Genomic DNA, 13,506 nt, shown 5'->3' on the forward strand with positions numbered 1-13,506 from the left:
GCAGCGCCTCAGCAAGAATTGAAAAAACCCGCTTCGGCGGGTTTTTTGTTGCCCGTTTCCGGGTGGCCGACCTGTTGCCCTGCTTCCCTCTCGCCACGGGCAGCAAAAAGGGCACCCTGGTGGTGCCCCATTTCCTGGTCAGGTTCCTTACAGGGGCAGGCTGATCCGCGCCTCCAGCCCCCCCTCCTCGCGATTGTGAAGGCTGAGCTCACCGCCGTGCTGGTGCACCAGGGTGCGGGCGATGGCGAGCCCCAGTCCCACGCTGCCAGACTCGGTGTTGCGGGCTTCATCCAGGCGCACGAAGGGCTTGAACACCTCCTCCAGCTGGCTCTCCGCAATCCCCGGTCCCTGATCGCGAACCAGGATCAGCAACTCGCCGTCACCGCGCACCAGCGAAACCTCGGCACCCCCTGCGTACTTGATGGCGTTGCCGATGAGGTTTTGCAGTACCCGGCGCAGGGTATTGGCCCGGCAGGCGTAAACCTGCTTGCCCTCGGCCAGGCAGGTGACGGGCTGGCCCATGTCGGCATAGTCGTCACACAGACTCTCCAGCAGGCTGACCAGATCCAGCTCTCGGGTCGCCTCCTGCTGCCCCTCCTCCCGGGCAAAGCTCAGGGTCGCCGCCAGCATCTGCTCCATCTGCTGCAAGGTCTGCTGGAAGCGATCCTTGTCTTCCCCGTCCGCCAGAAACTCGCTGCGCAGCCGCAGGCTGGTGATGGGGGTGCGCAGGTCGTGGGAGATGGCGGCCAGCATCCGGGTTCTGTCCTGCACGAAGCGATCGAGCCGGGTGTGCATCCGGTTGAAGGCCTGGATGGACTCGCGGATCTCGGTGGGCCCCTCCTCGCGCAGGGGCTCGATGTCCTCACCACGCCCCAGCCTGTCGGCGTTGGCCGCCAGTTGCTTGAGGGGATGGGTCGCCCGGCGGAACAGCCAGATCATCAGGCCGATCACCAGGCTCGCCACCAGCAGCAGGTTGAGGGTGGTCTGCCAGGACCAGCTCGCCGTCTCCTTGTCCACCAGGGAGCTGAACTGAAGCCAGCCGCCGTTGGGCAGTTCGATGGAGCCGTAGAGCCGCATGTCCTGGGGCGGCGGCATGCCGTTGCGATCCTTCATCATGCGGTTGTGGTGCTGCCAGGCCCGGCTGCGCTGGATGTCCTGCTTCAGCTCGGCGCTGATCTCCACCGCCAGGGAGGATGGATAGCCGAGCTTGGCCCGCACCAGCTTCTCGAAGCGGGGGCTGCGGTTGTCCGGCTGCAACGGCTCGTCGGCCAGACGTAGCAGCAGGGTCTCGCTGCGGCTCGCCTTGAGGATCTCGTGATAGAGGGAAGGAGGAGAGAGGGAGAGCAGGCGCACCACGGAGATGATCCGCTGCATGGCGTTGCGGCTGTTGACGTAACCGAGGGCCTCTTCCCTGTCCGAGCGGTAGATCTGGATACTGAGCAACTGGATCAGCACCAGCCCCGCCAGGGCCACCAGCACTATCTGGCCGGTCAACCCCTTGGGCAGCAGCCTGGCGAAGACGCGCTTGATCATGTCGGCCTCACTCCTGGGTCACGTCGGCGGCGAACAGGTAACCGCCACCCCAGATGGTCTTGATGAGCTCGGGATTCTTGGGATCCCGCTCCAGCTTGCGCCGCAGTCGGCTCACCAGGGTATCGATGGCGCGATCGAAGGCCACCGCCTCCCGGCCACGGGCCAGATCCAGCAACTGATCCCGGCTCAGCACCCGCTGGGGCCGCTCCAGAAACACCTTGAGCAGATCGAACTCGGCGGTGGAGAGGCTCATCCCCACCCCCTCCTCGTCCACCAGCTCACGGCGATTGACGTCGAGCAGCCAGCGATCGAAGCGCAGATCCCGGGTCAGGGTCTCCGGCACGGGCAGGCTCTCCGCCTGGGTACGGCGCATCACCGCCTTGATGCGGGCCAGCAGCTCCCGCGGGTTGAACGGCTTGGAGAGGTAGTCGTCCGCCCCCATCTCCAGGCCGATGATGCGGTCCGTCTCCTCCCCCATGGCGGTAAGCATGATGATCGGCAGGCGGGATTTGACCCTGAGCTCGCGGCACAGGGTGAGGCCATCCTCCCCCGGCATCATCAGATCCAGCACCAGCAGGTCGAACTCCCGCTCATCCAGCAGCCGCTTCATCTCCTTGCCATCCCGGGCACAACTGACGCGCATGCCGTGCTGCTCCAGAAAGCGCTTGAGCAGATCGCGGATCTCGCTGTGGTCATCGACCACCAGAATATGAGGGCTGCCTTGGTTCATCATCATCTCTCCGTTATCGGGCTGGGGCGATTATACGAAAATCAACCGGGCGGGTTGTGTCAAAGTGTGCCAGCACGCCCCTGTGCCACACTCTGCTACAAAATAGGCCTCTACTGGCAAATTTCAGACACTTCCACGGTGTTTACTGGATACCAAGGCGAAAGAGCCTCTACCCGTACACATCCGACAGGAGTTACCCATGAAAAAGCTGACCAAGACCCTGCTGACCGCCACCCTGATCCTCGGCCTGCCGCTGGGCGCCTATGCCGCCAGCGAGGCGGTCTCCACCGCGCAACCGACCCAGGCCACGGCGACCGGTTGCCCCATGGACGGTACCGGCATGATGGGCGGCAAGCATCATGGCGGCCGCCACGACAAGATGGCCCGCATGAAGAACATGACCCCGGAACAGATCCAGGCCCATCTGCAACAGCGCTACGACAAGATTGAAGATCCGGCCAAGAAGGCGGAGTTCGTGAAGAACCTCGGTCTGCGTGCCGACGGCATGATCAAGCACGCCGAGGTGATGAAGCAGTTCGCAGAAGCAAATCAGTAAGTCGAAGTGATGAAGCAGTTCGCAGAAGCAAACCAGTAAGTCGAAGTGATGAAGCCGTTTGCCGAAGCAGACCAGTAAGTCGAGATGATCAAGCAGTTCGCAGAAGCAAACCAGTCAGTCGACGTAATGAAGCGGTTTGCCGAAGCAGACCCGTGATCCGGCAGGGCACTGCCCCGACACCGGCGAAAACGACAGGGTGGCGCAAGCCACCCTTTTTTTGTCTCCACCCCCCAGTTTTTTCACCTTTTCCTGCCTGGCCGCATCATGTTATGTGAGCGATAACAAACGTTTCACTTTCGAAATAAATCATAATGGTCCCTCACACAACAGACGCGGGCACGATCCCGGACACAGTGGACAGGAGTCGTTATGGGATGGAATCTGGGCACAATCAAGGGGCGCTATACCGCCGTTTTTCTGGGCTTCATGGCGCTGGTGTGCGCCCTGACGGTGATCGGCATCCAGATCTGGATCACCCCCGCCCTGCAAAAGGCAGGGGAGGAGAACGTGGCGCTGCGAGTCGGCGAGATAGCGACCGACATCCGTGACCAGCTCAACGGGGTCCAGACCCAGTCGCGAAGCATCACCCAGCTGGTGGCACAACTGCCGAGCGAGCAGATAGATGCCCAGCTCCCGGCCCTCATCGACCAGTACGGCAACGGCATGGTCTTCGGTGGCGGCATCTGGCCCCTGCCGGACAAGCGGGAGGCGGGGCGCGCCAAGTTCAGCACATTCTTCCACAGGGATGCGTCCAACGCCCTCATTCCCAACACCTACTGGAACTCGGCAGAGGCGCCCAACTATTTCGATCAGCCCTGGCACAAGGCTGGCCAGCAGGCGCCCCGTGGCGTCTGTGCCTGGGCCGCCGCCTACAAGGATGGCGCGAGCCAGCAGCCGAGAACCAACTGCGCCATGGGGATCTACCAGGATGGCGCCCTCTACGGGGTGTCGACCATAGACGTCACCCTGGGCTTCTTCAACAACCTGGTGGCCAAGAAAGAGCAGGAGATCGGCGGTCAGGTGATGATCATCGAGGCTGACGGCAAGATCCTGAGCCGCAACGCCCGTCTGACCGGGGATGTGGTGCTCGGCAACCTCTCCGCCCACGCCGACTATCCCTTCGCCCTCGCCATCAGCGGCCTGCTGGGCCAGGATGCGAGCAAGGGGCAGCTTCGCACCACCTTCCAGGATCAGGGTGAGGAACAGACCCTGCTGATGGAGGCCATCGAAGGGACCCCCTGGCTGCTGGCCGCCGCCCTGCCGACCCGCACCCTGACCCAGGACAGCCGGGATGTGCTCGCCACCCTGGCGAGCATCCAGCTCCCCCTGGCGGGGCTGCTGTTCGTGCTCATGGTGTTGGCCATCAGCCAGCTTGGCAGCCGCCTGCAGACCCTCAAGCTCAACATCGACGCCCTCAGCGCCGGCGACGCCGATCTGACCGCCCGCATCCAGGTCAAGGGGCATGACGAGCTGGACAACATCGCCCTGTCGGTCAACCGCTTCATCGCCTTCCTGCAACAGATGATGGTGCAGGTGACCGCCGCCACCGACCTCATCACCCGCGAGCTGGCCCAGCTCGATCAACAGACCGGGCAGGCCAGGCGGATCCTGGGAGAACACGCCAGCGAAACCGATCAGGTCGTCACCGCCCTCAACGAACTCAGCTCCACCGCCGACAGCGTTGCCCGCCACGCCAACGACTCCGCCAGCTTCACCGAGGCCGCCAACGGTCAGGCGGCCAGCTCCCGCAAGGTGGTGGGGTCAGCCTCCGCCAGCGTGGTGGCCCTCATCGACGAGGTGGATCTCGCCGCCGCCAAGGTGCTGGAGATGCAGGAAGATGCCCAGCAGATCGGCAGCGTGCTCGGGGTGATCGGCGGCATCGCCGCCCAGACCAACCTGCTGGCGCTCAACGCCGCCATTGAGGCGGCCCGGGCCGGTGAACAGGGCCGGGGCTTCGCGGTGGTGGCCGACGAGGTGCGCGCCCTCGCGGCACGCACCCAGAACAGCACCGCCGAAGTGGGCAGCATGTTGTCACGGCTCACCCAGGGGGTCGCCGAGGCCGTGGTCGCCATGGAGCAGACCAAGCGCAGTTGCCAGGCGGCGGCCGACACCACGGGGCAGGTCACCGGCGGCCTCGACACCATGGCCGACGCCGTGGTGCAGATCCACGATCTCAGCAGCCAGATCGCCACCGCTGCCGAGGAGCAGAGCCGGGTGACCGAGGAGATCAACCGCAACATGGTGAGCATTCGCGACATGCTGAACCTCCTGGTGGAGAACGGTGGCAACACGGAGCAGAGCGCCGCCACCCTGCTGGGGTCCAACCGCCAGTTGCTGGCTCTGGTACACCGCTTCAAGGTGTGAGCCTGAACACCAGGCAGCAAAAAGGGGCCCGCGGGCCCCTTTTTCATTCACTTTGTCAGGACTCAGGCCTTGTTGGCCAGGTTCAGGGTCTTCACGGTCTCGCCTTCGAACTTGATGACCACGTTCTTCTGGGCCACTTCGGAGTCTTTCAGCAGGGACTTGGTGGTCTCGGCCAGCAGCGGGGAGGCCTTGTTCAGAGCGTCCAGGTCATAGGTCCACACTTCCAGACCGGCGTCGGTCTTGGTGCTGGCCGGGGCGCCCAGCTTGTCCTTGATGGCCTGCTTGTTGGAGCCGCCTTCCTTGATGTCCAGGGCCTTCTTGATCGCTTCGTTGGAAGCGGTGTCCATGGCGTTGCCAGCCATCTCTTTGGCGGTGCTGGTGACGCTGCTGGTCACTGTGTCGGTCAGGGAATCCATCAGGCCGGCGTGGGCAACCAGAGGCAGGGCGGTCAGGGCAATCAGCAAGGACTTTTTCATGAAGATACATCTCGCAAGAATGAAAAGAGCGCGCATGAAACCAGCGGGATGAATTGGAGTCAAGAAAATCCCTTGGTCAAGCCGTATTCGGGGGGGAAAAGCCCCGTAGCGGCTCCGACCAGTGCCCTTGTCAGCCGCTGAGCTGGTCCTTGCCCGCCAGCTTGGCCCGGTAGAGCGCTCTGTCGACCCGTGCCATCAGGTGGGACACCTGCTCGTCGGGGTCGGACTCCACCAACCCGAAACTCAAGGTCACGGGCTCGATCCCCTTGACCCTGGCATGGCTCAGGCGCTGCCTCAGCTTTTCGGCCACCACCCGGGCGTCGGGCAACCGGGTATTGGGAAGCACCAGCATGAACTCGTCACCCCCCCAGCGGGCCAGCAGATCGATCTCGCGGATGCAGCCCCGGGTCAGCTGCACGATATCGATCAGGGTCTGGTCCCCCACCCCGTGGCCATGGCGATCGTTGATCTGCTTGAAGTCGTCCACGTCCATGGCGATCACGGCAAAGGGCTCCTTGAAGCGCTTGGCGCGCTCATGCTCCAGCCGCACCGCCTGCTCCAGCCGATAGCGGCTGGCCGCGCCGGTCAGGGAATCCGTCTCCGCCAGGCGGCGGTTCTCCTCCACCTGGAACTGCAATGCCTGGTTGAGCCGCTCCAGTTCGGCGGTACGCTGCGCCACCTGCTGCTCCAGGGTGCGGTTTTGCAGCTCCAGCCTGGCGTAGAGTTCCCGCTGGGCGTGGATGTTGCGGTGTGCCCCCACCATCCTGGCGACACTGCCGTCCGGGTTGCGTGCGACGATGCGGCCACAATCCGCCACCCAGAGGTAGTCACCGTTACGGCAACGGCAGCGGTATTCGGCCCGGTAGTCCGCCGCCCGCCCGCTCAGGCAGGCATCGAAGCTCTCCATGACCTGCGCCAGATCGTCCGGGTGGATCAGGTTCTCCCAGGTGAAGACAGTGTTGTCGAGGGAGTGGGGCTCATACCCCAGCATCTGATACCAACCGGGATAGCGATGGACATAGCCGGTGTTGGCATTCCAGTCCCAGAGACCGTCGCTCACGACCTCCAGCATGCCGCTCATCACGGCCTCGTCGAGGGCCGGTAGCCTTGTCATCTCATTGTCATGCAGCATGAAAACCTTCCTTGTTCTGCTACTCGGCACCACGGATCCGCTTGTTGACCTGGCGGGAAAACCGGGCCTGCCGGTCGAGCCTTCAAGGGGGCGACTGGCCTCGACACCCCGTTATGACGGGTTATCGGCCAGGTTGCCCTCTTGTTGAACAACAGTAGCAGTCCGCACACTTTCGAGTCTTGCGCGCCGTCACGCTCCCTTCCGTTCTTCTGCCGGCCAGATTGCACCACGGCGGTGCACACCTTTGGCGCAGCCCTGCCCATATTGGGCAAGCCTCGCTGACCAGGGTTGCGATTAATAAATAAGTGCATGAATAAAAAGAAAAATACTTTTCTGGCGCAATATTTGCCTTTATCTGGGTGAACCACAAGGATTGGGGATATTGCATGAAATTAATCACCGCCATCATCAAGCCGTTCAAACTCGACGACGTGCGCGAAGCCATCGCCAGCCTCGGCGTCGAGGGGCTGACGGTTTCCGAGGTCAAGGGGTTTGGCCGCCAGAAGGGGCACACCGAGCTGTACCGGGGTGCCGAATACCAGGTGGATTTCCTGCCCAAGGTAAAGCTGGAGATCGCCACCCTGGCCGACAACGTCGAGCAGATCATCGAAGCCATCAGCAAGGCCGCCCACACCGGCAAGATAGGTGACGGCAAGATCTTCGTTTATGACCTGCAGGCCGCCGTGCGCATCCGCACCGGCGAGACCGACGCAGACGCCCTTTGATACGACTGGAACTGAGGAATACGACATGGAAGAGTTGATCACATCCGTCAGCGAGCTGCGCTATGCACTCGACACCTTCTACCTGCTGATCTCCGGCGTGCTGGTCATGTGGATGGCCGCCGGGTTCGCCATGCTCGAAGCCGGCCTGGTCCGCGCCAAGAACACCACCGAGATCCTGACCAAGAACATCCTGCTCTATGCCATCGCCTGCATCATGTTCCTGCTGGTCGGCTACAACATCATGTACGTGGACAACAGCGCCGGCGGCTGGCTGCCGAGCTTTGGCAGCCTGATGGGCAGCCAGGCGGACGACGCGGGCCACTCCCTGCACTCCGACTTCTTCTTCCAGGTGGTGTTCGTCGCCACCGCCACCTCCATCATCTCAGGTGCGGTGGCAGAACGGATGAAGCTCTGGTCCTTCCTGCTGTTCTGCGTGGTGATGACCGGCTTCATCTACCCCGTGGAAGGCTACTGGAGCTGGGGCGGCGGCTTCCTGAAAGAGGCGGGCTTCTCCGACTTCGCAGGCTCCGGCATCGTCCACATGGCGGGCGCTGCCGCTGCCCTGGCCGCCGTGCTGCTGCTCGGCCCCCGTCGCGGCAAATATGGCAAGCAAGGGGAGATCTACCCCATCCCCGGCTCCAACCTGCCGCTCGCGACCCTGGGCACCCTGATCCTCTGGATGGGCTGGTTCGGCTTCAACGGTGGCTCCCAACTGGCGCTCTCCAGCGCCGCTGACGCCACCGCCATCGGCACCGTGTTCGTCAACACCAACGCCGCCGCGGCCGCCGGTGTGGTCGGCGCCCTGCTGGTCAGCAAGCTCACCTGGGGCAAGGCGGATCTCACCATGATCCTCAACGGCGCCCTCGGCGGTCTGGTCGCCATCACCGCCGATCCGGCCTCCCCCAGCCCGCTGTTCGCCAGCCTGATCGGCGCCCTGGCCGGTGCCCTGGTGGTCTACGCCATCGTCGCCTTCGATCGCCTGAAGATCGATGATCCGGTCGGTGCCATCTCGGTACACGGCGTCTGCGGCCTGTTCGGCCTGATGGTGGTGCCCTTCTCCAACACGAGCGCCACCTTCGGTGCCCAGTTGCTGGGTGCTGCCACCATCTTCGGCTGGGTCTTTGTCGTCTCCCTCGTGGTCTGGAGCCTGCTCAAGGCCACCATGGGCCTGCGGGTCAGCGAAGAGGAAGAGATGATGGGTGTGGATGTCCACGAGTGCGGCATCGATGCCTACCCCGAGTTCGTCAGCGTCAAATCCAGCATCTAAGCACGCCATCTGCTTGCGGGGCCCGGGGGAAACCCCGGGCCCCGTTTTTTTGGGCGCCCTCAGCGCCCCTTGAAGGCGGGGTGATGCAACCGGCGATAGTGACTGGGCGCCAGCCCATGCTGGCGCTTGAAGGCGGTGGAGAAGTGGTATTCGTTCTTGAAGCCGCACTGCTCGGCCAACTGCTTCACCGGATCGGCCCGGCTCGCCAGCAAGAGCGCCGCCCGCTGCAACCGCAACCGTTGCAGCAGCGCCATGGGCGCCAGCGCGAAATGCTGCTGACAGAGTCGATGGAGCTGACGCTCGGAGAAGTGCAGGGCGCCGGCCATGCGGGCTATGTCCCAAGGCTCGGTCAGCGCCTCTTTGAGCAGTAATTCGAGGCGCAGCGCCAGCCGCTCGCCGCGGCTCTGTCCCTCTCCCTTTTGCAACAGACGGCGCAGGTAGAAACCGAGCTGCTCCACCAGCAGCGCGCTGAGCAGCGGGTCCTGATGGCGCTCCTGCTCCGCATAGAGGTTCTCGATCGTGCGCAGCACGGTGGCCTGCTGGGAGGTACAGCCGAGCCGGGGGTGGCTGGCGAAGGCATCCCAGGGGGAATCCTTGTGCAACAGCAGCCACACCAGCTCCCACTCGCCCGTCTCGTTCAACGACTGATCCAATGGCTCGTTCACCTGCTCACTCAACTGTTCACTAAGCTGCTCACTAAGCTGATAGCAGAGCGGCTCCCCGGCCGGGATCAGGGCCCACTCCCCGACCTGCAACCGCTCGAAACGATCGCCGATCAGCACCTCTCCCTCGCCCCCCAGAGTCAGCAGAAAACAGTGCACATCGGCAAAGCGGCGGGAAATGCGATAACGGGTCTTGAGACGGGAATAGCCCGCCAGCCACACCTGCTCCTGTGCGAGGGCCGGCAGCAGGCTGTCGCAACAGATCTGCTCGCGGCAGTCGAGGGAGACGTCAATGACTTCAAGATTGGCAGTTTCAGACATCATCAGGACGGGCTCAGCCATGTCGAAGGGACAGGCCCCAGCATAGCATCAAGGGCATCGAGTCACAGGAGACCAGCCATGCATATCCATCACGTCGCCATCTGGGCGCAGGACCTGGAGGCACTCAAGGCATTCTACTGCTCCCTGTTTGGCGGGCAGGCCAATGAGCGCTACCACAATCCGAGCAAACAATTCAGCTCTTACTTCGTGCGTTTCGAAGGGGGCGCCAGCCTGGAGCTGATGCACACCCCCATCCTGTTCCCGGCGGATCTCCATCTGCCGCACCCGTTGCAGGGGCTGGCCCATCTCGCCTTCTCCCTCGGCAGCGTGGATGCGGTGGACCAGATGACAGCCCGCCTCAAGCTGCTCAAGGGCGCCGAGGTGAAACACCTGGACGGCCCCCGCTGGACCGGCGACGGCTATTACGAGAGCACCTTCCTCGATCCCGAAGGCAATCGGCTGGAGCTGACTATCTAATTACCTGAATGATCCCCTCACCCTGCCCTCTCCCAACGGGAGAGGGGATAAAGCGGCACCGGGGATATAATCGCCAGCCATGGCGATTCAATTGACGTAAAAGTAGTCAGCCACGTAGGTTCGATTAGCGAAGCGTAATCGGACGACGTATTTTCTCCCTTCTCCCGTTTATTAAATAAGAAGGAGAAGGGTTGGGGATGAGGGCTAGGAAAAAGAGATTTAGCGGTAAACGTTGGGCTTCGCTCAGCCACAACCAATAAAATCGGTAGGTTGGTGCTGAGCCTGCGAAGCCCAACATATGAGATCATTAAATCAAGGCCGAGTTACCAGTAAAGACATGCCAGGCTCAATCCCCACCTCTGTCAAACTTCTCGTGTCGGGACAAGGAATTCCTCTTTCCGTGCCTGTAATCATTCTTGCGTTTTTAATTATTTCTTCATTATCAGGCTTTCTAAGCACCCAGGAATAACCATATTCAAAAGGTTCAACAAACTCATCAATAAGGAAGTAAACCTCATCCGTTAAGCTATTTAGAGACGGAAAAGCAACAAATGGCAACTCAAAAATGCTCTGTTCATTTCCCGTTATCCTACGAGCATCAATTGTTATGAATGAGCTATTTTTTATAGATTTCTTGATGGCATCTGCAACTCTTGATCTCTCACTAGGGTCTCTTTCATTTTCGGAAAGAACTGATTTAAGCGCAGTGTCGATACTATTTTCAATAGTTCCCTCCAGTGCCGATACTTCGGGCCTCGCTGCTGCTGAAGCACGTATACTTTCCAAGAAAGATTCATCACTATTGTAATCTGACGGAGCATACAGAGCTTTATGATTCCAATTTAGCGTGGCAAAGAAAAATATAATCAAAGCGAATGGAAAGCTCATCAAGAACCAAATGTATGTACTTTGATTCTCAGATGAAATAAATGGCAAGATAGCAGTGCCACTTATTTCAGCAATACCGGCAAATATAGCAATAACTGAAAGTGGATTTTTCACTACGCCTATTTTTTCCATTTTCATTCCTGATGTTTTTGTAAAAATCGAACCATGGAAACTTCCCTTGGCACACCTTGCCTCAAGTTTGAATTACGGTTCCAATCTACTCTTTTTATTATAAAAAGCACAGATCACAGCTTTAAGGGGTGATCCCCCCTGAGCCCCATCCAACAGCGGTAAGTCCCTTCACCGCCACCATTAATCACTCCCCCAACCTCTCCGCCAATCCTGAATACCGCTCGGTCTTTTTCCGCACCGCCTGTGCCAGCAGGGCGCGATCGCCGTAGAGATCGAGGCGCACCTTGGCGCGGGTAATGCCGGTATACACCAGCTCGCGGGTCAGCAGGAGGCTGGGGCTGTCGGGCAGCACCAGTACGGTGTGGGCAAACTCCGACCCCTGGGATTTGTGGATGGTCATGGCGTAGACCGTCTCATGGGGGGGCAACCGGCTGGGCAGCAAAGCCCGCAGGGTGCCGTCCGGCTGCTCGAACCACACCTTGAGGCGGCCGGTGTCATCGGGCAGGCAGAGCCCCATGTCGCCGTTGTAGAGGCCGACCCCGTGGTCGTTGCGCACCACCATCACCGGGCGGCCCGCATACCAGTCGCCGTCACGCTGGATCAGCCCTGCCTTGGCGAGGGCCAGTTCGAGCCGCTCGTTGAGCCCCGTCACCCCGAAGGGGCCGTCCCGCAGGGCGCAGAGGATCTGGAAGCCGTTGAACGCCTTGAACACCGCCGCCGGATCCTCGCCGGCCCGGGCCGCCTTGAGGTAGCTGCCATAACCGGCCACCCCCTCGGCAATCAGGGCGTTGTAAGCCTCCCCCGCCCAGGGGTGCAGGCGGATGTCGCCAAATCCTGCGCCCCAGACCTCCTCCACCGCCGCCCCGTCGCCGCTGTTGCAAGCGCGCGCCAACTGGCCGATGCCCGAATGCTGGTCAAAGCGCCAGCTCTTGGAGAGCAAACAGAGGCTGTCGCGCACGCTGGCCCCCGATGGCGTGCCTTGCAGGCGATAGCCGGTCTGGCGGGAGAGCCAGTGTGCCTGCGCGGGGCTGATGCCCTGTTCGATAAAGCTGCAGATATCCCCGAGCACGGCCCCCGCCTCCACCGAGGCGAGCTGATCCTTGTCGCCGAGCAGGATGAGGCGGGCATGGATCGGCAGCGCATCCAGCAGGCGCGCCATCATGGGCAGGTCCACCATGGAGGCCTCGTCCACCACCAGCAGGTCGAGGTGCAGCGGGTTGCCTCTGTGATGGCGGAACTGGCTGCGCCCGGGGATCACCCCGAGCAGCCGGTGCAGGGTGCCCGCCTCGGTGGGGATGGCCTCCACCCACTCGGGGGGCAGATCCAGGGCCTGCAGGGCAGCGCCGATACTCTCGGTCAGACGCGCCGCCGCCTTGCCGGTGGGGGCCACCAGCCGGATCGTCGGGGCCTTGCCCCCTTGCAGGCCGGTCTCCACCAGGATGGCGAGGAGCTTGGCCACCGTGGTGGTCTTGCCGGTGCCGGGGCCGCCGGAGATGACCGCGAAGGGGCGCGCCGCCGCCGTGGCCGCCGCCAGCTTCTGGCCGTTGCAGCAGAGCGCCTCGGGCACCAGGGTATCCAGCCGCTCCAGCTCGCTGGCCGCCTGGGCGCTCTTTAGCAGGGTCTCCACGGCGGGCCACTCCACCTCATGGGGGAAGACCAGATCCAGGTACTTCTCCACAAAGTGGCGGACGGAGAAATCCGGTGCGAGGCGGGCCTTGAGCAGGGCCCCGAACACCAAGCCGTAGTCGCGGGCAAAGAGGCGTGACAGGGCCGGGGCAATCTCCGGCCATTCGGCCCGTTCACTCAAGGCGCTAAGGTGGCGGGCCACCCCCAGCTCAAAGTCGTGGTAGCGGGTGAGGTAGAGGCGATCCCCCCAGAGTCGCAGGGGCCAGCGGGGGCTCTCCCCCTCCTCCTGTTCGCTCCCCACCAGGGGGCTGGCCGCAAAGAGGGCGGGCCAGCTTGCAGGATCCGCGAGATCCGCCAGCAGATCCCGGCTCTGATCCGGATCCAGCCCGAAGGGGCGCGAGGATCCCTGCCCGTCACCGCCCTGAGCAAGCATCGCCAGCGGCAGGCAGACATGGCCGCGCCCCAGCTCATGGCAGGCGAGCGCGGCCCCCAGCACCAGCTCGGGGCTGCCGCCAAGGTCGGCCACCAGCCTGGCAAATTGCAGGTCAAGCTGGCGGATGCGCCCCGCCAGCGCCAAGGCTTTCAGCCGCTCTATCATGGTTTCGCCCTTCATCTCG

At 62.4% G+C, this 13,506-nt stretch carries 12 protein-coding genes; 5 read left to right on the forward strand and 7 right to left on the reverse strand.

Annotated elements, in window-relative coordinates:
- Positions 1–147: 147 nt before the first annotated feature.
- On the reverse strand, positions 148–1,533 hold the full coding sequence (locus AB5Y93_RS06390) for an ATP-binding protein (protein ID WP_368229007.1): 1,386 nt from the start codon (positions 1,531–1,533) through the stop codon (positions 148–150).
- A 7-nt stretch (positions 1,534–1,540) separates the two neighbouring features.
- The gene (locus AB5Y93_RS06395) at positions 1,541–2,263 is read right to left on the reverse strand and encodes a response regulator (RefSeq protein WP_010675899.1); all 723 of its coding nucleotides are present in this window, start codon (positions 2,261–2,263) and stop codon (positions 1,541–1,543) included.
- Positions 2,264–2,462: 199 nt separating this feature from the next.
- Between AB5Y93_RS06395 and AB5Y93_RS06400 the strand changes: the two genes are divergently transcribed.
- Both AB5Y93_RS06400 and AB5Y93_RS06405 read left to right on the forward strand, forming a co-directional pair.
- Positions 2,463–2,819, forward strand: a complete 357-nt coding sequence (locus AB5Y93_RS06400) for a hypothetical protein (protein WP_010675900.1) — start codon at positions 2,463–2,465, stop codon at positions 2,817–2,819.
- A 369-nt stretch (positions 2,820–3,188) separates the two neighbouring features.
- Complete coding sequence (locus AB5Y93_RS06405) at positions 3,189–5,183, forward strand: methyl-accepting chemotaxis protein (protein ID WP_368229008.1); 1,995 nt, start codon at positions 3,189–3,191, stop codon at positions 5,181–5,183.
- A 62-nt stretch (positions 5,184–5,245) separates the two neighbouring features.
- Here the strand turns inward: AB5Y93_RS06405 and AB5Y93_RS06410 are convergent, their stop codons facing one another.
- Complete coding sequence (locus AB5Y93_RS06410; RefSeq protein WP_010675902.1) at positions 5,246–5,659, reverse strand: hypothetical protein; 414 nt, start codon at positions 5,657–5,659, stop codon at positions 5,246–5,248.
- Between the two features lie 130 nt (positions 5,660–5,789).
- Positions 5,790–6,791 carry a sensor domain-containing diguanylate cyclase gene (locus AB5Y93_RS06415; protein ID WP_039040121.1) on the reverse strand — a complete coding sequence of 334 codons (1,002 nt, stop codon included), beginning with the start codon at positions 6,789–6,791 and terminating at the stop codon, positions 5,790–5,792.
- Positions 6,792–7,177: 386 nt separating this feature from the next.
- On the opposite strand from AB5Y93_RS06415, the gene glnK reads away from it, so the two are divergent.
- Both glnK and AB5Y93_RS06425 read left to right on the forward strand, forming a co-directional pair.
- Complete coding sequence (gene glnK, locus AB5Y93_RS06420; protein WP_039040122.1) at positions 7,178–7,516, forward strand: P-II family nitrogen regulator; 339 nt, start codon at positions 7,178–7,180, stop codon at positions 7,514–7,516.
- A gap of 25 nt (positions 7,517–7,541) precedes the next feature.
- A complete protein-coding gene (locus AB5Y93_RS06425) occupies positions 7,542–8,783 on the forward strand; it encodes an ammonium transporter (RefSeq protein WP_042864817.1) in 1,242 nt (413 codons plus the stop codon).
- A 59-nt stretch (positions 8,784–8,842) separates the two neighbouring features.
- Here AB5Y93_RS06425 and AB5Y93_RS06430 read toward each other — a convergent pair whose 3' ends face one another.
- The gene (locus AB5Y93_RS06430; RefSeq protein ID WP_368229010.1) at positions 8,843–9,769 is read right to left on the reverse strand and encodes a helix-turn-helix transcriptional regulator; all 927 of its coding nucleotides are present in this window, start codon (positions 9,767–9,769) and stop codon (positions 8,843–8,845) included.
- 75 nt (positions 9,770–9,844) lie between these two features.
- Between AB5Y93_RS06430 and AB5Y93_RS06435 the strand changes: the two genes are divergently transcribed.
- Positions 9,845–10,243 (forward strand): VOC family protein, encoded by a 399-nt coding sequence (locus tag AB5Y93_RS06435; RefSeq protein ID WP_139736799.1) that lies wholly within the window; start codon positions 9,845–9,847, stop codon positions 10,241–10,243.
- A gap of 312 nt (positions 10,244–10,555) precedes the next feature.
- Here the strand turns inward: AB5Y93_RS06435 and AB5Y93_RS06440 are convergent, their stop codons facing one another.
- Both AB5Y93_RS06440 and recD read right to left on the reverse strand, forming a co-directional pair.
- On the reverse strand, positions 10,556–11,263 hold the full coding sequence (locus AB5Y93_RS06440) for a hypothetical protein (RefSeq protein WP_368229011.1): 708 nt from the start codon (positions 11,261–11,263) through the stop codon (positions 10,556–10,558).
- Between the two features lie 184 nt (positions 11,264–11,447).
- Complete coding sequence (gene recD, locus AB5Y93_RS06445; protein WP_368229013.1) at positions 11,448–13,502, reverse strand: exodeoxyribonuclease V subunit alpha; 2,055 nt, start codon at positions 13,500–13,502, stop codon at positions 11,448–11,450.
- Positions 13,503–13,506: the final 4 nt, after the last annotated feature.

The organism is Aeromonas sp. R10-1, from assembly GCF_040908465.1.
GTDB classification, from domain to species: Bacteria; Pseudomonadota; Gammaproteobacteria; order Enterobacterales; family Aeromonadaceae; genus Aeromonas; species Aeromonas caviae.

What these genes read in the sequence shown, in the direction of transcription:
- AB5Y93_RS06390 (WP_368229007.1), bottom strand. Translation starts at nt 1,533, where the DNA reads ATGATCAAGCGCGTCTTCGCCAGGCTGCTGCCCAAGGGGTTGACCGGC.
- AB5Y93_RS06395 (WP_010675899.1), bottom strand. Translation starts at nt 2,263, where the DNA reads ATGAACCAAGGCAGCCCTCATATTCTGGTGGTCGATGACCACAGCGAG.
- AB5Y93_RS06400 (WP_010675900.1), top strand. Translation starts at nt 2,463, where the DNA reads ATGAAAAAGCTGACCAAGACCCTGCTGACCGCCACCCTGATCCTCGGC.
- AB5Y93_RS06405 (WP_368229008.1), top strand. Translation starts at nt 3,189, where the DNA reads ATGGGATGGAATCTGGGCACAATCAAGGGGCGCTATACCGCCGTTTTT.
- AB5Y93_RS06410 (WP_010675902.1), bottom strand. Translation starts at nt 5,659, where the DNA reads ATGAAAAAGTCCTTGCTGATTGCCCTGACCGCCCTGCCTCTGGTTGCC.
- AB5Y93_RS06415 (WP_039040121.1), bottom strand. Translation starts at nt 6,791, where the DNA reads ATGCTGCATGACAATGAGATGACAAGGCTACCGGCCCTCGACGAGGCC.
- glnK (WP_039040122.1), top strand. Translation starts at nt 7,178, where the DNA reads ATGAAATTAATCACCGCCATCATCAAGCCGTTCAAACTCGACGACGTG.
- AB5Y93_RS06425 (WP_042864817.1), top strand. Translation starts at nt 7,542, where the DNA reads ATGGAAGAGTTGATCACATCCGTCAGCGAGCTGCGCTATGCACTCGAC.
- AB5Y93_RS06430 (WP_368229010.1), bottom strand. Translation starts at nt 9,769, where the DNA reads ATGATGTCTGAAACTGCCAATCTTGAAGTCATTGACGTCTCCCTCGAC.
- AB5Y93_RS06435 (WP_139736799.1), top strand. Translation starts at nt 9,845, where the DNA reads ATGCATATCCATCACGTCGCCATCTGGGCGCAGGACCTGGAGGCACTC.
- AB5Y93_RS06440 (WP_368229011.1), bottom strand. Translation starts at nt 11,263, where the DNA reads ATGGAAAAAATAGGCGTAGTGAAAAATCCACTTTCAGTTATTGCTATA.
- recD (WP_368229013.1), bottom strand. Translation starts at nt 13,502, where the DNA reads ATGAAGGGCGAAACCATGATAGAGCGGCTGAAAGCCTTGGCGCTGGCG.